21 protein-coding genes are annotated in these 18,406 nt (G+C 69.6%); 15 read left to right on the forward strand and 6 right to left on the reverse strand.

All coding sequences use genetic code 11. The features are described 5' to 3' along the window. Positions 1–380: 380 nt before the first annotated feature. From ON27_RS06490 to rdgB, 7 genes are all read left to right on the forward strand, one after another. Positions 381–800, forward strand: a complete 420-nt coding sequence (locus ON27_RS06490) for a M67 family metallopeptidase (protein WP_043688435.1) — start codon at positions 381–383, stop codon at positions 798–800. A gap of 35 nt (positions 801–835) precedes the next feature. Continuing rightward, on the forward strand, positions 836–1,108 hold the full coding sequence (locus ON27_RS06495; RefSeq protein WP_043720872.1) for a MoaD/ThiS family protein: 273 nt from the start codon (positions 836–838) through the stop codon (positions 1,106–1,108). A gap of 7 nt (positions 1,109–1,115) precedes the next feature. After that, the gene (locus tag ON27_RS06500) at positions 1,116–2,078 is read left to right on the forward strand and encodes a PLP-dependent cysteine synthase family protein (protein WP_043720876.1); all 963 of its coding nucleotides are present in this window, start codon (positions 1,116–1,118) and stop codon (positions 2,076–2,078) included. 66 nt (positions 2,079–2,144) lie between these two features. After that, entirely contained in the window at positions 2,145–2,858 is a 714-nt protein-coding gene (locus ON27_RS06505) for a rhomboid family intramembrane serine protease (protein ID WP_083887409.1), read from the forward strand. A 69-nt stretch (positions 2,859–2,927) separates the two neighbouring features. After that, positions 2,928–3,692, forward strand: a complete 765-nt coding sequence (locus tag ON27_RS06510; protein WP_043720879.1) for a cyclic nucleotide-degrading phosphodiesterase — start codon at positions 2,928–2,930, stop codon at positions 3,690–3,692. Between the two features lie 896 nt (positions 3,693–4,588). Next, the gene (gene rph / locus ON27_RS06515) at positions 4,589–5,359 is read left to right on the forward strand and encodes a ribonuclease PH (protein ID WP_043721045.1); all 771 of its coding nucleotides are present in this window, start codon (positions 4,589–4,591) and stop codon (positions 5,357–5,359) included. Beyond that, positions 5,359–5,970 carry an RdgB/HAM1 family non-canonical purine NTP pyrophosphatase gene (gene rdgB, locus ON27_RS06520; RefSeq protein ID WP_043720882.1) on the forward strand — a complete coding sequence of 204 codons (612 nt, stop codon included), beginning with the start codon at positions 5,359–5,361 and terminating at the stop codon, positions 5,968–5,970. The genes rph and rdgB overlap by 1 nt, the downstream gene beginning before the upstream one ends. Before the next feature lie 21 nt (positions 5,971–5,991). Here the strand turns inward: rdgB and ON27_RS06525 are convergent, their stop codons facing one another. From ON27_RS06525 to ON27_RS06535, 3 genes are all read right to left on the reverse strand, one after another. Beyond that, positions 5,992–6,357, reverse strand: a complete 366-nt coding sequence (locus ON27_RS06525; RefSeq protein WP_043720886.1) for a DUF3817 domain-containing protein — start codon at positions 6,355–6,357, stop codon at positions 5,992–5,994. Continuing rightward, entirely contained in the window at positions 6,354–6,818 is a 465-nt protein-coding gene (locus tag ON27_RS06530; RefSeq protein ID WP_043720890.1) for a glucitol operon activator, read from the reverse strand. Before ON27_RS06530 ends, ON27_RS06525 begins: the two co-directional genes overlap by 4 nt. A gap of 407 nt (positions 6,819–7,225) precedes the next feature. Continuing rightward, the gene (locus ON27_RS06535; protein ID WP_043720893.1) at positions 7,226–8,101 is read right to left on the reverse strand and encodes an oxidoreductase; all 876 of its coding nucleotides are present in this window, start codon (positions 8,099–8,101) and stop codon (positions 7,226–7,228) included. 270 nt (positions 8,102–8,371) lie between these two features. On the opposite strand from ON27_RS06535, the gene ON27_RS06540 reads away from it, so the two are divergent. Continuing rightward, the gene (locus ON27_RS06540; RefSeq protein ID WP_043720897.1) at positions 8,372–9,013 is read left to right on the forward strand and encodes a TetR/AcrR family transcriptional regulator; all 642 of its coding nucleotides are present in this window, start codon (positions 8,372–8,374) and stop codon (positions 9,011–9,013) included. Here ON27_RS06540 and ON27_RS06545 read toward each other — a convergent pair. Further along, entirely contained in the window at positions 9,010–9,648 is a 639-nt protein-coding gene (locus ON27_RS06545; protein WP_043720899.1) for a TetR/AcrR family transcriptional regulator, read from the reverse strand. The genes ON27_RS06540 and ON27_RS06545 overlap by 4 nt on opposite strands. Before the next feature lie 168 nt (positions 9,649–9,816). On the opposite strand from ON27_RS06545, the gene ON27_RS06550 reads away from it, so the two are divergent. The 6 genes from ON27_RS06550 (at position 9,817) to ON27_RS06575 (ending at position 16,273) form a co-directional block, all read left to right on the forward strand. After that, positions 9,817–10,053 carry a hypothetical protein gene (locus ON27_RS06550; RefSeq protein ID WP_157227101.1) on the forward strand — a complete coding sequence of 79 codons (237 nt, stop codon included), beginning with the start codon at positions 9,817–9,819 and terminating at the stop codon, positions 10,051–10,053. A gap of 82 nt (positions 10,054–10,135) precedes the next feature. After that, the gene (locus tag ON27_RS06555) at positions 10,136–11,092 is read left to right on the forward strand and encodes a sigma-70 family RNA polymerase sigma factor (protein WP_051046272.1); all 957 of its coding nucleotides are present in this window, start codon (positions 10,136–10,138) and stop codon (positions 11,090–11,092) included. 55 nt (positions 11,093–11,147) lie between these two features. After that, positions 11,148–13,181, forward strand: a complete 2,034-nt coding sequence (locus ON27_RS06560) for an MDR family MFS transporter (RefSeq protein ID WP_043720906.1) — start codon at positions 11,148–11,150, stop codon at positions 13,179–13,181. 58 nt (positions 13,182–13,239) lie between these two features. Then, positions 13,240–13,884, forward strand: a complete 645-nt coding sequence (locus ON27_RS06565) for a PadR family transcriptional regulator (RefSeq protein WP_043720909.1) — start codon at positions 13,240–13,242, stop codon at positions 13,882–13,884. Positions 13,885–14,064: 180 nt separating this feature from the next. Continuing rightward, the gene (locus ON27_RS06570) at positions 14,065–15,267 is read left to right on the forward strand and encodes an FAD-dependent oxidoreductase (RefSeq protein WP_043720913.1); all 1,203 of its coding nucleotides are present in this window, start codon (positions 14,065–14,067) and stop codon (positions 15,265–15,267) included. A gap of 82 nt (positions 15,268–15,349) precedes the next feature. Then, the gene (locus ON27_RS06575) at positions 15,350–16,273 is read left to right on the forward strand and encodes a LysR family transcriptional regulator (RefSeq protein WP_043720916.1); all 924 of its coding nucleotides are present in this window, start codon (positions 15,350–15,352) and stop codon (positions 16,271–16,273) included. 12 nt (positions 16,274–16,285) lie between these two features. Here the strand turns inward: ON27_RS06575 and ON27_RS06580 are convergent, their stop codons facing one another. Continuing rightward, positions 16,286–17,077: a helix-turn-helix domain-containing protein gene (locus tag ON27_RS06580; RefSeq protein WP_043720919.1), complete on the reverse strand. Its 792-nt coding sequence runs from the start codon at positions 17,075–17,077 to the stop codon at positions 16,286–16,288. Positions 17,078–17,162: 85 nt separating this feature from the next. Between ON27_RS06580 and ON27_RS06585 the strand changes: the two genes are divergently transcribed. Next, a complete protein-coding gene (locus ON27_RS06585) occupies positions 17,163–17,606 on the forward strand; it encodes a hypothetical protein (protein ID WP_043720924.1) in 444 nt (147 codons plus the stop codon). Positions 17,607–17,670: 64 nt separating this feature from the next. Here ON27_RS06585 and ON27_RS06590 read toward each other — a convergent pair whose 3' ends face one another. Further along, on the reverse strand, positions 17,671–18,393 hold the full coding sequence (locus ON27_RS06590) for an HNH endonuclease family protein (RefSeq protein ID WP_043720927.1): 723 nt from the start codon (positions 18,391–18,393) through the stop codon (positions 17,671–17,673). Positions 18,394–18,406 lie beyond the last annotated feature (13 nt).

Consider the following 18,406-nt stretch of genomic DNA (forward strand, 5'->3'; position numbering starts at 1 on the left):
GTTAGAGGTGATCGCACTACTGGGGTGCGCCGTTATCGGTGGCGGGTGCTTCCTTTGGTGCGGATGTGGCGATCGCTCGCGCCTGGGGTGGGCCGCAAACGGCGGATTCTCGGTCTCGATTCCTCGGAACCTGGGGTTGGGGTGCGTAGGTGGTGGCGACTTCCTTCGTGACGTACGGGGCCGCTCGGACGCGTTCCAGCCGGTTGGTTTCCCAGCGGCTGAGGTGGGGTTCGCGGGTCTGGCGTGGTTCGTGCGTGGGAGTGGTCGGCGTTCGGGGGCGCGGCGGAATCGGGGCCGGGCGGCGTCGCCGGGGGAATACCCGAATATTCTGGCTCGTTGTCGACTGCGATGGGTCGGCGTTGTGGAAAGGTGTGCGACTCGTGCTGGTGATCAGGGCCGACCTCGTGGAGGCGATGGTGGCGCACGCGCGCGCCGATCACCCCGACGAAGCCTGCGGTGTCATCGCGGGACCGGAGGGCTCCGACCGTCCGGAGCGCTTCATCGCCATGGTCAACGCCGAGCGTTCGCCGACGTTCTACCGTTTCGACTCCGGCGAGCAGCTGAAGGTGTGGCGGGCGATGGACGACGCCGACGAGACACCGGTGGTGATCTACCACTCGCACACCGCCACCGAGGCCTACCCGAGCCGGACCGACGTGTCGTACGCCTCCGAGCCGTTCGCGCACTACGTGCTGATCTCCACCCGTGACCCCGAGCAGCACGAGCTGCGCAGCTACCGGATCGTCGACGGCGAGGTCACCGAGGAGCCGGTGCGGATCGTGGACGCGTACGAGAACTGAGACCCGATGCCCGATCGTGAAACCGAGGAGTACTCATGCCGGTAACCGTGTCCATCCCGACCATCATGCGGGGCCTCACCGGAGGGGAGAAGCGCGTCCAGGCCGAAGGCGCCACGCTGTCGGCGCTGATCGCCGATCTCGAGGCCAACCACCCCGGGCTCGCCGAGCGCCTGCTGAAGGACGGCAAGCTGAACCGCTACGTCAACATCTACGTCGACGACGAGGACGTGCGCTTCGCGGGCGGACTCCAGGCCGAGGTGCCCCAGGACGCCAGCGTCACGATCCTGCCCGCCGTGGCCGGAGGCTGACCCCTCCGTGGCGCGTTACGAATCGCTGATCGCGACCCTCGGCGACACCCCGCTCGTCGGCCTGCGCACCCTGTCTCCCCGATGGGACGGGGACGATCACGTGCGGCTGTGGGCCAAGCTGGAGGATCGCAACCCGACCGGCTCGATCAAGGATCGGCCCGCCCTGCGGATGATCGAGCAGGCCGAGGCCGACGGGCTGCTGCGACCAGGGTGCACGATCCTGGAGCCCACCAGCGGGAACACCGGCATTTCGCTGGCCATGGCCGCGAAACTCAAGGGGTACCGGCTGATCTGTGTGATGCCGGAGAACACCTCGGTGGAGCGGCGGCAGCTGCTCACCATGTTCGGGGCGCGGATCATCGATTCCCCCGCGGCGGGCGGCTCCAACCAGGCCGTCGCGCTGGCCAAGCAGATCGCGGCGGAGAACCCGGACTGGGTGATGCTCTACCAGTACGGCAATCCGGCGAACGCGTCCGCGCACTACGAGACCACCGGCCCGGAGATCCTCGCCGACCTGCCCGAGATCACGCACTTCGTCGCCGGGCTCGGCACCACCGGCACGCTGATGGGGACCGGTCGTTTCCTGCGCGAGAAGGTGCCCGGCATCGAGATCGTAGCGGCCGAGCCGCGGTACGGCGAGCTGGTCTACGGCCTGCGCAACATCGATGAGGGATTCATCCCCGAGTTGTACGACGAGAGCGTGCTGACCACCCGTTTCTCGGTCGGCCCATACGACGCGGTGAAGCGCACCCGCGAACTGGTGCTCGAAGAAGGCATTTTCGCGGGCATCTCCACCGGAGCCATCCTGCACGCCGCGCTCGGCGTGGCCCGTAAGGCGGTGAAAGCGGGCACGCGCGCCGACATCGCGTTCGTGGTCGCCGACGGCGGATGGAAGTACCTGTCCACCGGGGCGTACGACGGCACGCTCGAGGAGGCGGAGGAGCGGCTCGACGGCCAGCTCTGGGCCTGATTCCCCGGCCGCGCCGGTACCCTCGGTGAGGCGGGGCCACGACCCCGCCACGGCGAGGAGGTGGCCATGACCGGCGCGGGACTCGGGCCGTCGTTCGACCCCGATCGGATTGCGGCGATCCGTGCGCGAGCTGGTGCGCCGGGGCCGTCGGCGCTCCCGGCGGCCGGAGGCTTCGGCGTGATGAAGCAACTGTGGTTGCGCGCGGGGATACTGATCGCGGCGTTCGTGGGAGTGCTCTACGGCGTCGAAGGGGTCGACTCCGCCGTCCACGGGGAATTGGAGTACGCGGGCATCCACCCACGCCGTGCCGACGGCCTGTCCGGCATCCTGTTCGCCCCGTTGCTGCACGACAACTGGGCGCACCTGATCGGCAACACGCTTCCGGTGCTGGTGCTCGGCTTCCTCGTCCTGCTGGCGGGCATCCGGCGCGGGCTGGCCGCGACCGCGATCATCTGGCTGCTGGCCGGGCTCGGCGTCTGGCTCACCGGGGCTACCGGCAGTGTGCATGTGGGCGCGTCGTCGCTGGTGTTCGGCTGGTTGACCTTCCTCATCTCGCGTGGCTGGTTCGCCCGTAACGTCGGGCAGATCGCGCTCGGTCTCGTGGTGCTCGCCCTCTACGGATCACTGCTGTGGGGCGTGCTCCCCGGGCAGCCCGGAATCTCTTGGCAGGGGCATCTATTCGGCGCGTTGAGTGGATTGCTGGCCGGCTGGGTACTCTCTGGAGATGCACGACGAAACCGCCGCGGGGACCGTCCGGGAACGGGCGCGGCTCCGCGGTGAGCGCGCGGCCCGCCGGAGAATGTGGGGGATCCTTTCTTGAGTGAGAATTCCGCGTGGCAGCATGGGGGAATGCGCCTTACCGTCCTCGGGTGCTCGGGCAGTGTGTCCGGCCCGGACTCTCCCGCGTCGGGTTACCTGCTGACCGGCCCGGACATGCGGCCGACGGTGATCGATTTCGGTCCGGGAGTGCTCGGCGCGTTGCAGCGCCACGCCGATCCCGGTGAGGTCGACATCTTCCTGACCCACCTGCACGCCGACCACTGCCTGGACCTGCCCGGCCTGTTGGTGTGGCGCCGCTACCACCCCACCCCGCCGGAGGGGAAGGCGATCGTGCGCGGCCCGTCGGACACCTCGCTGCGCATCGGCAACGCCTCCGCCGAAGTCGGCGGCGAATGCGACGACTGGTCCGACGTGATCGACATGCGGCCTTGGGTGGAAGGCGAGCCGATCCCGTTCGGGCCGGGCCACACCGTCACCGCCCGCCGCATGTACCACCCGCCGGAGTCCTATGGTCTGCGCATCGTCACCGCGGCCGGACGCACCTTCGTCTACACCGGCGACACCGCGCTCTGCTCCCAGGTGCACGAACTCGCGCAGGGCGCCGACGTCCTGATGGCGGAGGCGTCCTGGACTCACGACCCGGCGAATCGGCCGCCCGGCATCCACCTTTCGGGCACCGAGGCGGGCCAGATCGCCGCCGAGGCCGGCGTGAAGGAATTGCTGCTCACCCACATTCCCCCGTGGACCTCCCGCGAGGACGTGATCGCCGAGGCCAAAGCACAGTTCGCCGGCCCCGTACACGCAGTGGCCCCCGGCGAGTCCTTCGACCTCTGACCGAATCCGCCCCGGTGCACCGCCGTGCAACCCGTGCGGGCGATCCGACGTCCGAAGGTAAACGCGGTGCCTCGGCACTTCGGCCCCTGAAGCCCGGGCTGGTCGGCCATCCACCAGCGGCGGACGTCGGTCCGAGCCCCCAAGTGCCGTCGCCCGAATGTCGGCGACCTCGAGCGTCCAAGCGGCCTTCGTTCTCGGCGCGGTCTCGAGGCAAGACCTATCCCGTTGTGGCGGTCCGACGGTGTGAGCGCAGAAGTTGGGTTGTCCCTGTACAAACGGCGTGTCGTCCCCGGCCGGCGCTGTGGAGCAAGATTCGCTGGACGCAACAGCACCGGCCCGACCACGTCTTTCGAGCGAAGCGAGACCGAGCATTACCCGTTCGCGGCCCGGCTCGCGTCCGAGCATCCGCCGTGTAGTCGCCAGCGGTGGCCGCTACGCCGAAACGCTTACGGAATCCGTCCTAGAACCCCGTACGGTGAGAGGCAAGCGACCTCTCTGACGCGCTCAGTGCACCGCGACCACGCCTTTCGAGCGAAGCGAGACCGAGCGTCCGCTGTTCGCGGCCGGGCTCGTGTCCGGGCGGCTACCGCTGAGCCGAACGCTTGCGGAAGCCGTCCGCAGGACCCCCGTACGGTGGGACGTAGCAATCCCCTGTGACGCGCCCAGCGCACCCCAACCACGTCTTTCGAGCGAAGCGAGACCGAGCATTGCCCGTTCGCGGCCCGGCTCGCGTCCGAGCGGCCGCCGCGTCCGCGACGCAGTCGCCAGCGGCGGCCGCTCGGACGCGAGCCACCAAGGGGCCGCGAACACCCAGCGCCGCAGGCGCTGGAAAAACTACACAGCCGCGAACGCGCCGTGCCGAAGGCACGGCAAATCCAACCCAGTAGGCTGTGGCCGTGTCGAGACGAGCCGATGGCAGGGCGGACGATGAGCTCCGCGAGGTCCGGATCACCCGTGGATTCACCACGCATCCAGCCGGTTCGGTGCTGGTGGAGTTCGGTCAGACGCGGGTGATGTGCACCGCGAGCGTCACCGAGGGGGTGCCTCCGTGGCGGCGTGACTCCGGATTGGGCTGGCTCACCGCGGAATACGCGATGCTGCCCGCCGCGACGCACACCCGCAGCGGGCGGGAGTCGGTGAAGGGCCGGGTCGGCGGGCGGACCCAGGAGATCAGCCGCCTGGTCGGCCGTTCGCTACGCGCCTGCATCGATCTGGCCGCGATCGGCGAGAACACCATCGCGATCGACTGCGATGTGCTCCAGGCCGACGGCGGCACCAGGACGGCCGCCATCACCGGCGCCTACGTGGCGCTGGCGGATGCGGTGACCTACCTCGGCGCGGCGGGCGCGCTGGCCGACCCGCAGCCGATTTCGTGCGCGATCGCGGCGGTGAGCGTCGGCGTGGTCGACGGGCGGGTGCGCTTGGATCTGCCGTACGAGGAGGATTCGCGTGCCGAGGTGGACATGAACGTGGTCGCGACCGACACCGGAACGCTGGTGGAGATCCAGGGCACCGGTGAGGGCGCCACGTTCCCGCGCTCCACGCTGGACAAGCTGCTCGACGCCGCGCTCGCGGGTTGTGAGCAGTTGTTCGTCGTGCAGAAGGAGGCGTTGGCGCTGCCGTATCCCGGCGGGCTTCCGGAGCAGACCGAAGCGAAGAGGAAGTGATGACCCGCCGTCTGCTGGTCGCCAGCCGCAACGCCAAGAAACTGAACGAGCTGCGCCGCATTCTCGATGAGGCGGGCATCGCCGGTATCGAGATCGTGGGGCTGGACGACGTTCCCGCCTACGACGAGGCGCCCGAGACCGGCGCGACATTCGAGGCCAACGCGCTGGCCAAGGCCCGCGACGGGGCCGCGGCCACCGGATTGGCGTGCGTCGCTGACGATTCCGGCCTCGAGGTGGACGCGTTGAACGGCATGCCCGGCGTGCTGTCGGCGCGCTGGTCGGGCAGGCACGGCGACGACGCGGCCAACAACGCGCTGCTGCTGGCGCAGCTGGCCGACGTGCCGGACGAGCGCCGTGGTGGGCGGTTCGTGTCGACCTGCGCGCTGGTGGCGCCCGGCGGTGTGGAGACGGTGGTGCGCGGCGAATGGCCCGGCACGATCGGGCGCAAGCCGGTCGGCGACGGCGGTTTCGGCTACGACCCGCTGTTCGTCCCGGCCGGCGGCGAGGTCACCGCGGCACAGTTGACGCCCGCTGAGAAGGACGCGGTGTCGCATCGCGGGCGGGCGCTGGCCCAGTTGACGCCCGCGCTGGCGGCGCTCGCCGAAGGCTGACGCGGACGGCGCTGCGCCGGGTCAGACGCCGAAGGTCTGCTTGACCTGTTTGGCGTTGACGTGCTCGACGAAGAACGACAGCAGCGGGATGGTGCCCGCCAGCAGGGTGCCGACGGTGCGCAGGACCGGCCAGCGGACCTTGACCGCGAGGTCGGCGGTGACCAGCAGGTACACGAAGTACACCCAGCCGTGCACCACGGCGATCCAGCTGGGGGTGTGCACGCCGAAGCCGTACTTGGCGATCATCTCACCGGTGAGCAGCAGCAGCCAGAGACCGGTGATCCAGGCCAGGGCCCGGTAGCGCAGCAGGGCCGGGCGGATCTTGGCGGCGTTTCCCGCCGGGGCCTGTGCGGCGGTGGTCTCGGTGGAATTCTCGCTGGTGGTCAACCGGCGCTCCTCTCGCGGGTGTGCGGGTCTGTCGATCTGACCTGCTCATCGATGTCGTCGGCGTGCAGCGCGGCGAGGTACCGGTTGTACTCGGCGAGCACGGGGTCTTCGTCGGGGACGGCCTTGGGCCGCTCGGGCAGCAGGCCCGGCGGAAGTTCGGTGGCGGCGACCGGTTTCGCTGCGCGCCCGGCCGGGGCGGAAGCGCGCCGGGGGGCGTCGGCGGACTCTTGCTCTTCGGCCGCCGCGCGCTCGAGCCGGACGAACCGGAAGTAAGCGAAGACGGCGAACGCCGCGAACAGCGGCCATTGCAGCGCGTACCCGAGGTTCTGGCCGGTGCCCGTGGCGGACTCGTACCGTTCCCACTGCCACCAGGCCAGCACCAGGCAGCCCAGCGCGGCGACGATCACCAGCGCGATGAGGGCCGGGCGATTGTGTGCCGAGCGGCGGGGTGAGGCGGACACGGCTACTACGGTACCCGTTCTACTACGCGGGCCGTAGAGCAAGGTGTGCCGTGCTGGGCGCGCTGTGACCACGGTCATCGCGGCATTGTCCGGCCCGAGGCAAGGATCGGTGGGGCGAGGGGGCGATGCGCGCGTTTCAGCGCGATCGCCGCAGCAGGTATCGCCATGTCAACCGGCCGCTCGACAGCTGCGTGCTCCGGCTCCGGCCACCCTGGGGACGGCTTGCCGGTAGGGAAGTACTCAGCGGACGAGTGGTCGGGCGCGCTCCAGGTGACGTGCCTGTTCCGGCAGCACCTGGGCCGCTCAGCACGGATGACCCGCTGCGAACCAGCGGCCCCCGGTCGCGTGGATGAGCGGCCCGCCCCGGACAGCGGCAGGCCCGGTTGCCGCGTCGTGGCCCGTTCGGCTCAGAACGAGTAGGTGACGCCGGTCTTGCGCTCGGACTCGGCCCACAGTCGCTGCCACAGGTCCCTGTTCTGGGACAGGCGGGTTGACGACGCGGCCCGGACCGGTCCCTGCGTACCGAACAACCACGTCGGTCCCCAGTAGACCTCGGGGTCGGCGTCGGGCATGGTCGCGGCGAACAGCGTCGAGTGCGCGGCCTTGGCGGGCGAGTGTCCGATGAGGCGGATGAACGGCTTCGCGATGTAGTCGAGCGGGGTCTCGGTGTGCGCGAAGAGATCGGTGGCCGAGACACCCGGGTGCACGCCGTAAGAGCGCTTGGCGGAGCCGGATTCGGAGAGCCTGCGCTGGAGTTCGCGAGCGAACATCAGATTGCACAACTTGGACTGCGCGTACGCGAGATTGCGCTGGTAGCGACGGTTCTCGTAGTCGAGGTCGTCGATCCACAGCTTCGGGGTCTGCTTGTGCGCGATGCTGGACAGTGTGACCACCCGGTCGGTGATCCGGTCCAGCAGCAGGCCGGTGAGCGCGAAGTGTCCGAGGTGATTGACTCCCCATTGCGTTTCGAATCCGTCCTTGGTCCGCGAGAAGGGGAGGTTCATCAGACCCGCGTTGTTGACCAGGACGTCGAATTCGCCGCTGTCCTCGGCGAATCTGCGCACCGAGGCCAGATCGGCCAGATCCAGCTCGGCGACCCGGACGTCGCCGTCGATGCCGCCGGCCACCTCCTTCGCCTTGACCGGATTGCGGCACGCCATGATCACGGTCGCGCCCTTGGCCGCCAGGACTTTCGTCGCCACGGCGCCCAGGCCGCCGTTCGCGCCGGTGATGACGAAGGTGCGTCCCGTCTGGTCCGGGATTTCGCTAGGTTTCCATGCCATGGCTCAACCTTACTCTGGAGTAAGTTACGGGGGAAGCTTCGAACGGCGATATGCATCGATCGTCTCAGACGCAAGAGTTCGTGTCGCGGATTACCGCCGCGACACGAGCTTTGGTGTGCGTGGCGCTAGCGGCCGCTGCCGATGGGTTGCTGAAGGCGGCCGCGAGCACGGTGCCCACCGTCTCGCCCCACACCTGCCAAGTGGGATGTCGCCCGGGCATCGGGTCGCGCGATACTTCGTGGTCGCCGCGATTTCGCTACGGTGAGAGATGTGACGGCGACAGTGGGCAGGCAATACGGCGGGCGTGCCGTCGTGGAGCGGAAAGCCGAGCGGCGTCAGCGGTTCCTCGACGCGGCCACCCGGATCTTCGCCGAGCGCGGCTACGCCAACTGCTCGCTGGCCGACGTGTGCGCCGCCGCGGGCTTGTCCAAGCGGCAGTTCTACGAGGAGTTCCACACCAGGGAGGACGTGCTGGTCGCGGCCTATGACCGCATTCAGGACGAGGCCGCCGCCGCCGTGCTGGCCCGGCTCGGGGATCTCGATCCCCGCTTCGACCTGCCCGCCGCGATGACCGCCGTGGTGACGGCCTACCTCGAATCGATCGGCTCCGATCCGTACCGCGCGAAGGTCGCCTTCATCGAGGTGGTCGGGGTGAGCGATCCGATGGAGCGGCACCGTCGCGAGCGCCGCCACGCCTGGGCGGCCGTGCTGGAGTCGCACGTGGTGCCGGTGGTCGCGCCCGGTTCGCGAGTGCGGGGCGCGCCCGGATGGGGCGCGAGCGCTTTGATCGGCGCGATCAACGGGCTCGCGCACGAGTGGGTGCTGGCCGATCCCCGGCCCACCGTGGCCGAACTCGTCGATCTGCTCGTCCCGATCGCGCTGTCGCTGATCGACCGGCCGCGGCAGGGCTAGCCGCGCACGGCGTAATCGCCGATCGCCCGCTCCAGCGTGTCGAACGCGACGCCGATGTACTCCGTGAGGGCGGCGGCGATGTCTTCGTCGGATTCGCCGTCCAACGTGCGCCGCAGGGTCTCGTCGAACAGCACGCGATGGACGCCGCCGAGCAGTGCGGCCGCCACGCGAGGCGTGATATCGGCGCCGGTGGTGCTCGTCTCCGCGGCGAGGGCGGCGGCCAGTGCTCGTTCGCGCTCGTCGTGGAACTCGCGCAACCGGGCCACCAGCGCGGGGCTGTCGGTGATCATGCGGGCGAACTCGGGTCCGGAGAAGCCGACCACCGGATCGTGCCGGGCCACGGCGGCCAGATAGTCCCGCCGTAGCGCCGCGCTCGCGGACTCGCCGGACGCGCGCTCGCGCACCACGCGAGCGAGCTGGTCGACGAACACTTCGTGCAGGTCGAGCGCGAGATCCTCTTTACGCGGGAAGTAATTGGTGACCGTCATCTTGGCGACCTGCGCCGCGGCGGCGACGTCGGCGATCGTGACTTTGTCGAAGCCGTGCTCGAGGAACAGCAAGGTCGCGTGATGGGAGATGTTGTCCCTGGTCTGTTGCTTTTTTCTGGCGCGAAGCCCGAGGTCCGGCGTGATCATACCGCCACTCTAGCTGAAATCGACCTAAAAATCGCCTTGACATATTTTTATGTTCGTTCTAAGTTTGTTCTCGTCATCGGAACGAAGGGACGCACCATGCACCACGGACTCGTCGAAGCGACCTCGGCTCACATCAGCTCCAGCACCGACCGAAAGGGACCAGCCGTCATGGCCGACAAGACCACCGCGCCCGCCTTCGTCGAAACCGCGATCCGCCTGCTCCTCGCCGAAGGCGACGGCGCGACCGGCGCTGCTCGGATCGCCGGCGGCGTACGCACCGCGCCGCCCGCGCGCTCGTATCCGAGCCCGCGGCGCCGCGAACGACAGGGTGTCGCACCGCTCCGGGGCGCGGAGGGTTATCGCGCCAAGCCGCAGCGTCCGCTGCGTATTCCGGGGCGTGGCTGACCGCTAGCCGCTCCGACCCCGCCGGTCGGCGACGTGTTCTCGCATGCCGCCGACCGGTTCGATCCGCCAGGAAGGACGTTCAGTGACCGAACTGTGCACCCGCCCCCTCCGCTTCAGCGGCACCGTCAGCGACGACCCGATCAAGGACTATCTGCGGCTCATCGGACGGACGCCGCTGCTCACCGCCGCGCAGGAGGTCGAACTCGGCGAGCGGATGGAGGCGGGCGAGCACGCCGCGCTCCGCCTCGGCGATGCCGACGCGGCCGCCGAACTCGACGTGCGCGAGCGTCGGGAACTGCGCCGCCGGATCGCGGACGGCTCGCGCGCCAGGGACCGTATGGTCGAGGCCAATTTGCGCCTGGTCGTCTCGATCGCCAAGCGGTATCCCACGCCGACTGGTATGTCGCTGCTGGACCTGGTCCAGGAAGGCACGCTGGGCATGATGCGCGCGGTGGAGAAGTTCGACCATCGGCGCGGATTGAAGTTCTCCACCTACGCCACCTGGTGGATCAAGCAGGCGATCGGCCGAGCGCTGGCCGACCAGAGCCGCACCATCCGCGTTCCGGTGCACGTGGTGGAGGTGCTCAACCGGCTGAGCCGGACGCAGCGGGCGCTCGCCCAGCGGCAGGGTCGCGCGGCCACGGTCGCGGAACTCGCCGCGGAGTTGGAACTGTCGCCGGAAAAGGTGCGCGAACTGCTCGACCTCGCTCGCGACCCGGTGTCGCTGCACACGCCGGTCGGCGACGATGCCACCGAGTTCGGCGAACTGATCGCCGACACCGGGCCGGATCCGGCCGAGTCGGCGGCCGAGTCGGAAGTGCGCGATCAGCTGAACCGGGCCCTCGGCGCGTTGACCGAGCGGGAGGCGGCGGTCATCGCGTCCCGCTTCGGGTTGGGCGGCGCGCAGCCGAAGACGCTCGAGGAGGTCGGCAAGGTCTACGGGGTGTCTCGCGAGCGGGCCCGCCAGATCGAGGCCAAAGGTATGGCGAAACTGCGGCAGCCCGCGCGGGCCAAGGCGCTGGAGGGCCTGCTCAGCTGATTCGCTGCCGCGTCGCTGGATGTTCATCGAAGCGGCGAAGTCCCATACTGGGCTGATGGCCGGTTCGGTTGCTGTCGCCGCGGACCCGGTAGCCCCGATGGGCAGGGCCAAGACCAACGTCGTGTTCGGCACCATCGTGCTCGGCATGTTGATGGCGGCGCTGGACCAGACCATCGTGTCCACCGCGCTGCCGACCATCGTCGCCGACCTCGGCGGGGCGGGGCACATGGCCTGGGTGGTCACGTCGTACCTGCTGGCCGAGGCGGTGGCGACAGCGCTGGCGGGCAAGCTCGGTGACCTGTTCGGGCGCAAACCGGTCTTCCAGGTCAGCGCGGTGATCTTCATCGTCGGCTCGATGGTCGCCGGCTTGGCGAACGGCATGCTGCTGCTGATCCTCGCCCGCGGGGTCCAGGGTTTCGGCGCCGGCGGGTTGATGGTCACCTCGATGGCGCTGATCGCCGACATCATCCCGCTGCGGCAGCGCGGCAAGTACCAGGGCGCGCTGGGCGCGGTGTTCGGCGTGACCACGGTGATCGGCCCGACGCTGGGCGGCCTGTTCACCGACCACGCCAGCTGGCGCTGGTGCTTCTACGTCAACGTGCCGGTCGCCGTGATCATGATCGCCTTGGCGGCGCGCACCATCCCGCGGGTGCGGGCCGCGGCCAAGCCGATCATCGATTACGCGGGCATCGGTCTGGTGGCGCTGGGCGTCTCCTGCCTGATCCTCGGGTTGGAGTGGGGCGGGCAGCAGTACGCGTGGGGCTCGCCGACGATCGTCGGATTGTTCGCCGCGGCGGTGATCCTGCTGGCCGCGTTCGTCGCGGTGGAGTTGCGGGCTGCGGAACCGATGCTGCCGATGGGGCTGTTCCGCAGCCGGGTGTTCACGGTCTGCTCCCTGCTCAGCTTCATCGTCGGCTTCGCCATGCTCGGCTCGATGACCTACCTGCCCGCCTACCTGCAGTACGTCGACGGGGTCTCGGCCACCATGTCCGGCGTGCGCACCCTGCCGCTGGTGGCCGGGCTGTTCGCCACCTCGATCCTGTCCGGGCAGGTGGTCGGCAAGACGGGGCGTTATCGGTACTTCCCGATCGCGGGCACGCTGGTGATGGCGCTCGGGCTGTACCTGATGTCGACCATGGACCGGAACACGGGCGCGTGGCTGGAATCGCTGTACATGCTGGTCCTGGGGCTCGGCATCGGCCTGGCCATGCAGGTGCTCACCATCGTCGTGCAGAACACCGTGCCCTACGCCCAACTGGGCACCGCCACCTCCGGCGTCACGTTCTTCCGCACCCTGGGCAGCGCCTTCGGCACGGCGATTTTCGGCACGCTGTACAGCAACGAGATCGAGCCGAACCTGACCACGGCGCTGGCCCGCGTGCGGGTGGTGCCGCCGGGCGTCGCGGCGGACCCGCAGTCGTTGCGCGCGCTGCCCGCCGAACAGTCGGCTCCGATCATCGATGCGTACGCCGACTCCATCGGTCACGTGTTCTTCTGGGTCGTGCCGGTCGCGCTCGCCGGTTTCGCGCTCGCGTGGTTCCTGCCCGAGGTGCCGTTGCGCGACAGCGCGCGGGCGGGTGCGGGCGATGTGGGCGAAGGGTTCTCGGTGCCCGACTCGCCCGACCGGGTGGTGCAACTCGAGCGGGCGATCGCGGGAACCATGCGCAAGGCGGGCGCCGAGGACCCGATCGGACCGCGCATCCTCGCCGACGCGGACAGCGATTTGACGCGGGGCGAGGCGTGGGCGCTCGGGCAGGTGTATTTGCGCGAGCGGGTCGCGCGGGACGCCACGCTCGCCGCGATAGCGCGGGCGCACCGGCTGCCCGAGGAGGTGATCGAGCCGATCTACGACCAGGTCGGCGCGGAGGGGTATCTGACCAGGGACGGGGGCCGGTTGCGGCTCACCGATTCCGGCGCGGCCGAGATGGATCGGATCAAGGCGGCGTGGCGGCGCTGGCTCGACCGCAGACTCGACGACTGGAACGAAGCCGATCCCGCCGACCGCGCGCTGCTGGACCGGGCGCTGACGAACATCGCGACGAAGTTGCTGGAAGACCAAGCGCGCGAGCAGGAAACGGTGCCCGCCTGAATGGTTGCGGCCGAATACTCGTGTGCGTATATTCGTAGACGAGTAAGGAGGTGCCGCGATGAAGAAGCGCAAGGTCGACAACCTGCTCGCGCTCGCGGTGCTGTCCGTGATCGTGGAGCGCCCGATGCACCGGTACGAGATCGCGCAGACCTTGCGCGAGCGGGGCAAGGACCAGGACATGGCGATCAAGTGGGGATCGCTCTACACCGTCGTGCAGAACATGGCCAAGGTCGGCTTCCTCGAGGTCGTCGGCAGTGAGCGGGCGGGCTCCCGGCCCGAGCGGGTGATCTACCGGATCACCGAGGCGGGCCGCGCCGAGATGGCCGATTGGACCAGGGAACTGCTGTCGACTCCGGAACCGGAACCGCATCGGTTCGTCGCGGGTCTGTCCATGCTCGCGGTGCTCCCGCCCGGCGAGGTGGTCGAACTGCTCGGCACCCGCCTGGAAGCGCTGGAACGGACCATCGCGACCGTCCGCCGCGAACTCGGCGAGCTGGCGGGCACGCTGCCGCGCCTGTTCATCATCGAGTCCGAGTTCGGGCTGGCCATGCTGGAAGCCGAGGCGGCGTGGACGCGTTCGCTGCGTGCGGAGCTGACCGAGGGCGCCTTCCCCGGAATGGCGCAGTGGCGGGAATGGCACGAGCGCGGCATGCCGCAGTCCGAGGTCGCCGAGCTGGTGGAGAGGGGGATGGCCGAGAACTAGCCGAGACCGGACCCGGCGAGGTGCGGCAACACCGCCGCCGGGCCCGATCGAACAGTCTCGAACCGCGCCCGCGAACGCGCACCCGGCTACAAGGCTGGCAACCACAGGATAACCGGGTGGGTGGCGCGCGGGTCGGTTCGGGGAACCGAAACCCGAATCGCACGAATCCTGGAGACACCCATGTCCACAACACGTACCGCCCTGGTGATCGGTGGCGGCATCGCCGGCCCCGTCGTCGCGACGGCCCTGCGCAAGGCGGGCATCGAAGCCCGCGTCTTCGAGGCATATCCCGGCCCGTCCTACGGCATCGGCAGCGGGCTCGCGCTGGCGCCCAACGGCATCGCCGCACTCGACATCATCGGTGCGGGCGACCCCGTCCGCGCGATCGCGCTGCCGGTGACGAAGATGAACCTGGCCGTCGGCGACAAGGTGCTGGCGCTGCCCGGCCTGTCCGACGTGCCGCCGCTGCAACTGGTCGACCGCAGCGAACTGCACCAAGCGCTGCACCGGCACGCGATCGCCGCGGGGGTTCCGTTCGAGTACGACAAGCGCTTGGTCGACGTGCAGGAGGACGCGTCCGGCGTCACCGCGCGCTTCGCCGACGGCAGCACGGCCACCGCCGACGTGCTGGTCGGCGCGGACGGCATCCGCTCGGCCGTGCGCACCCTGATCGATCCGAACGCGCCGGGCCCCGACTACACCGGCATGCTCGGTTTCGGCGCGATCACCGAGTGCGACGCCGAGATGGCGCCCGACACTATGACTTTCGCGTTCGGCAAGCGGGCGTACTACCTGTACTGGCCGGTCGGGAACGGGCGGGTGGCGTGGGGGGCGAATCTGCCGCACAAGCAGTACCTGTCGCTCACCGCGGCACGCGCGGTGCCGAACGCGCGCTGGCTGGAGATCCTGCGCGAGACCTACCGCGACGACACTCCCGGCGGCGAACTCGCTCGTCGCACCACCGAAGAGGAGTTGGAGGTGGTCGGCGCCCTGCACATCATGCCGCCGGTGCCGCACTGGCATCGCGGGCGGATGGTGCTGGTCGGCGATGCGGTGCACGCCCCGTCCAACAGCTCTGGGCAAGGGGCGTCGCTGGCGATCGAGAGCGCTGTGCAGCTGGCCCGCTGCCTGCGCGATCTGCCCGCCGCGGAGGCGTTCGCCTGCTATGAGCGCTTGCGCCGCGACCGCGTGGAGGGCATCGCGGCTCGGGCGTCCAAGATCAACCACAGCAAGACGCCGGGGCCGGTGGGACGCAAGATGATGCAGCTGCTCATGCCGCTCATGGCCAAGACGGTGATGAAACCGGAGAAGTCGATGGGTCCCGAGCAGCGCTACCGGATCGATTGGGACGCGCCAGCCGATCGCGACCTCGCGGCGGCCTGAGCCCTGCCGAACGATCCCGCCGGTCCGCCCGACCGGCGGGATCGCCGCGTCGGTCCTATCGGCGGCGCAATAGTCTTGTCCGGTGACCGATAGGGATTCCGATGGAAATGTCGATCTGAACCAGTTGCGCACGTTCCTGGCCGTGCACCGGGCCGGTTCGATCACGGCCGGGGCGCGGCTGGTCGGGCTGTCCCAGCCGACGGTGACCGGCCAATTGCAGGCCTTGGAGAAGCGGCTCGGCGCCCGCCTGTTCGAACGCCTGCCGCGCGGCGTGACACCGACCGCGGCGGCGACCGAGCTGGCGGCCCGGATCGCCGCACCGCTGGACGAGCTGGACACCGTAGCCGGTCCCGCCCGCCGCGCCGAGCCCACGCCGCAGCCCGCCGTGCGCCTGGCCGGGCCTGCCGAGTTCCTCGCGGTGCAGGCGCTTCCGGCGCTGGCGCCGCTGGTCGCCCGGGGCGTGCGGCTGGCGGTCGGCGCGGGGCTGTCCGACGACCTGCTCGGCGGGCTGCGCGCGGGGCATTTCGACTTGGTGGTGTCGACGGTTCGGCCGAGAGGCCGGGCGTTGATCGCCGAACCCCTGGTCGATGAGGAATTCGTGCTCGTCGCCGCGCCGCAGGTCGCCGCGCGGCTCGACGGCAAGCTGTCGCGGGCCGGGGGACCGGTCGCGCCGGCCGGTATCCCGCTGGTCAGCTACGCCCCGGATCTGCCGATCCTGCGCCGGTACTGGCGGCACGTCTTCGGTGTCCGGCTCGCCGCCGAGGCGGCGGTGGTGGTCGCCGATCTGCGCGCGGTCGCCGCGACGGTCGCCGCGGGCGCGGGCGTCAGTGTGCTGCCGCGTTATCTCTGTGCCGCCGCGCTGGCTTCGGGAACGCTGGTCGCGCTGCTGGAACCGGACGACCCGCCGATCAACACCGCTTTCCTGGTGCGCCGTCCCGGTCCGGTGGCCGGTCCGCACGTCGAGCTGGTCCAGCAGCGGCTGATCGCGGCGGCGGCGCAGTGGTGAGGGCGGTCGCGCTCAGCGTCGTGCCGCGCGCTCGCGCAGGATTCGCGCGGACTGCTCGTCGCCGGGCAGGAACGCCTCCAGTTGCAGCTCGGCGAGGGTGACGTCGACGGCGGTGGCGAACGAGGTGAGCGTGGTGATCAGACGCAACTCGCCGTCGTCACAGCGCAGGCGCAGGGGCACCGCGAAACCGAGATGGTCCGGCCCCGGTTCGGCCTGCGGCAGATAGGTTTTCAGCTCGTCGATCAGCTCGTCGAGGGCGGGATCAGGACTGCGGGCCATCCGGTTGCGCAGCGCCTCGGTGACGTGCCTGCCCCATTCCGGCAGGTTGAGTACCCGAGCGGCGAGGCCATCGGGGTGCAGCGCCAGCCGCAGTACGTTCACCGGAGGCTCCAGCAGCCAGGGGGCGGCGCCCTCGGTGAGCACGTCGAAGGCGGCATTGGCGGCGAGCAGGACGCCGTAGGGCCGGACGACCAGCGCCGGGTAGGGCAGATGACCGTCCAGGATGGCTCGCAAAGCCTCCAGTACCGGCGCCAGCTCCACGGTGTCGAGTTCCGATTCGGGAAAGATCGGCGCGTAGCCCGCGGCGAGCAGCAATCCGTTGCGTTCGCGCAGGGAGAGGTCGAGTGATTCGGCCAGCCGCACCACCATGGTGCGGCCGGGGCGCGAACGGCCCTGCTCCAGAAAGCTCAGATGACGCTGCGTGGTGTCGGCGCGGATCGCGAGGTCGAGCTGGCTGACCCGGCGCAGCGTCCGCCAGTGCTTGAGCTGCCGGGCGAACCCGGTGGACTGGGCCGCCGTCGTCATAGCAGCAGTATCGGTCCGATGGCAGCCGCTGGCCATACCCTGCGGGGAATCGCTCAGCCGCCCGTTCACGGCGAAACTTCGCCGTATGAGTAAGCAACTCGATGAGCAGGAACTGTCGCGATTCGCCGAACGGTACGTCGCGCTGTGGAACGAACCCGACGTCGAGGCCAGGCGTCGGCAGATCAGGCGATTGTGGTCCGAGGACGGCGCCCAAGTGCTGGTGGACCCGCCGCAGGCGATGCGGGAGGCGTTGGCCGCGTTGGCCTTCCCGGTGCCCACCGTGGAGATCCGCGGCTACGAAGCGCTGGACCGTCGCGTCGATCGCGCGTACGACGAGTTCGTCGCCCCTGGCGAGCACGTGTTCACCGCGGACGGGCCTGCGGTGCGCCTTTCGGTGGATCTGATCGGCATTACCTGGCACATGGTGACCAAGGCGGGCGGAGCTGTCGTGGGCGGCGGGTACGACGTCATCGCGCTCGACGACGACGGCCGGATCCGATGGGACCACCAGTACATCGGCGTCGCATGATGAATGCCGTTGTCCACCCGCTTGGTCGCGGAGTGCGGACGGTCGGCCGCCGCGCCGCGCGAGTTCAGGGACAGGCAGTCAGGATCCGGGTCATGGCGTCCTTCTCGGCGGGGGTGACCCAGAGCTGATATGCCGCCTTCACCTGGACCTGCCTGGTCACGTAGGCGCAGTGATAGCCCTTGCTGGGCGGCAGCCATTCGGCCGCGTCGGAGTCGCTCTTGGACTGGTTGGTGGGGCCGTCCACGGCTTGCAGGTTCAGTGGATCGTTGGCCAGGTCGCGGCGGCGTTCGGCGGAAAGCTTCTGTGCGCCTTTCTGCCAGGCGTCCGAGAGCGCGATGACGTGATCGATCTGCACGTCGTCGGAGGACTTCGTGCCGCGTTTGAAGTTGATGACCTTGCCGGTGTAGGGGTCGGCGAGGGTCCCGGTCGCGACGATGCACTTGCCCGACTTGAAGGTCACGTCGGTCAGGTCGCGTTGCAAGATGTCGTTGCGGGTGTCGCAGCCGTTGTTGCCGCCGGGCACCGAGACGTTGTCCGACCACGGTGGCCCGAATTCGTCACGGCTGTAACCGGTTCTGGGTGCGCGATCCGCGACGCGCAGGGAGTTCAAAAGGGCGAGGGCGTCGCGTCCTGGGATCGCGGCGGGCGCGTCGGCGCAGGCCCGTCCGTCGGCGCCGCACTGTGTCGCTGTCGATTCACCGGGCTTGGTGGTGGAGCAGGCGACGAGTCCGATGCTGGTCGCGACCATGACACCGATCAGAGCCAGCCGCTGCGCTGTGGACTTCATCGAGCTTCCTAAC

This window comes from Nocardia asiatica NBRC 100129, assembly GCF_000308415.1.
Lineage (GTDB): Bacteria > Actinomycetota > Actinomycetes > Mycobacteriales > Mycobacteriaceae > Nocardia > Nocardia asiatica.

Coding starts and splice junctions, on each gene's coding strand:
- ON27_RS06550 (WP_157227101.1), top strand. CDS start 9,817: ATGGCCGACAAGACCACCGCGCCCGCCTTCGTCGAAACCGCGATCCGC.
- ON27_RS06590 (WP_043720927.1), bottom strand. CDS start 18,393: ATGAAGTCCACAGCGCAGCGGCTGGCTCTGATCGGTGTCATGGTCGCG.
- ON27_RS06535 (WP_043720893.1), bottom strand. CDS start 8,101: ATGGCATGGAAACCTAGCGAAATCCCGGACCAGACGGGACGCACCTTC.
- ON27_RS06565 (WP_043720909.1), top strand. CDS start 13,240: ATGAAGAAGCGCAAGGTCGACAACCTGCTCGCGCTCGCGGTGCTGTCC.
- ON27_RS06570 (WP_043720913.1), top strand. CDS start 14,065: ATGTCCACAACACGTACCGCCCTGGTGATCGGTGGCGGCATCGCCGGC.
- ON27_RS06505 (WP_083887409.1), top strand. CDS start 2,145: ATGACCGGCGCGGGACTCGGGCCGTCGTTCGACCCCGATCGGATTGCG.
- ON27_RS06545 (WP_043720899.1), bottom strand. CDS start 9,648: ATGATCACGCCGGACCTCGGGCTTCGCGCCAGAAAAAAGCAACAGACC.
- ON27_RS06510 (WP_043720879.1), top strand. CDS start 2,928: ATGCGCCTTACCGTCCTCGGGTGCTCGGGCAGTGTGTCCGGCCCGGAC.
- ON27_RS06580 (WP_043720919.1), bottom strand. CDS start 17,077: ATGACGACGGCGGCCCAGTCCACCGGGTTCGCCCGGCAGCTCAAGCAC.
- ON27_RS06495 (WP_043720872.1), top strand. CDS start 836: ATGCCGGTAACCGTGTCCATCCCGACCATCATGCGGGGCCTCACCGGA.
- ON27_RS06585 (WP_043720924.1), top strand. CDS start 17,163: ATGAGTAAGCAACTCGATGAGCAGGAACTGTCGCGATTCGCCGAACGG.
- ON27_RS06560 (WP_043720906.1), top strand. CDS start 11,148: ATGGCCGGTTCGGTTGCTGTCGCCGCGGACCCGGTAGCCCCGATGGGC.
- rdgB (WP_043720882.1), top strand. CDS start 5,359: ATGACCCGCCGTCTGCTGGTCGCCAGCCGCAACGCCAAGAAACTGAAC.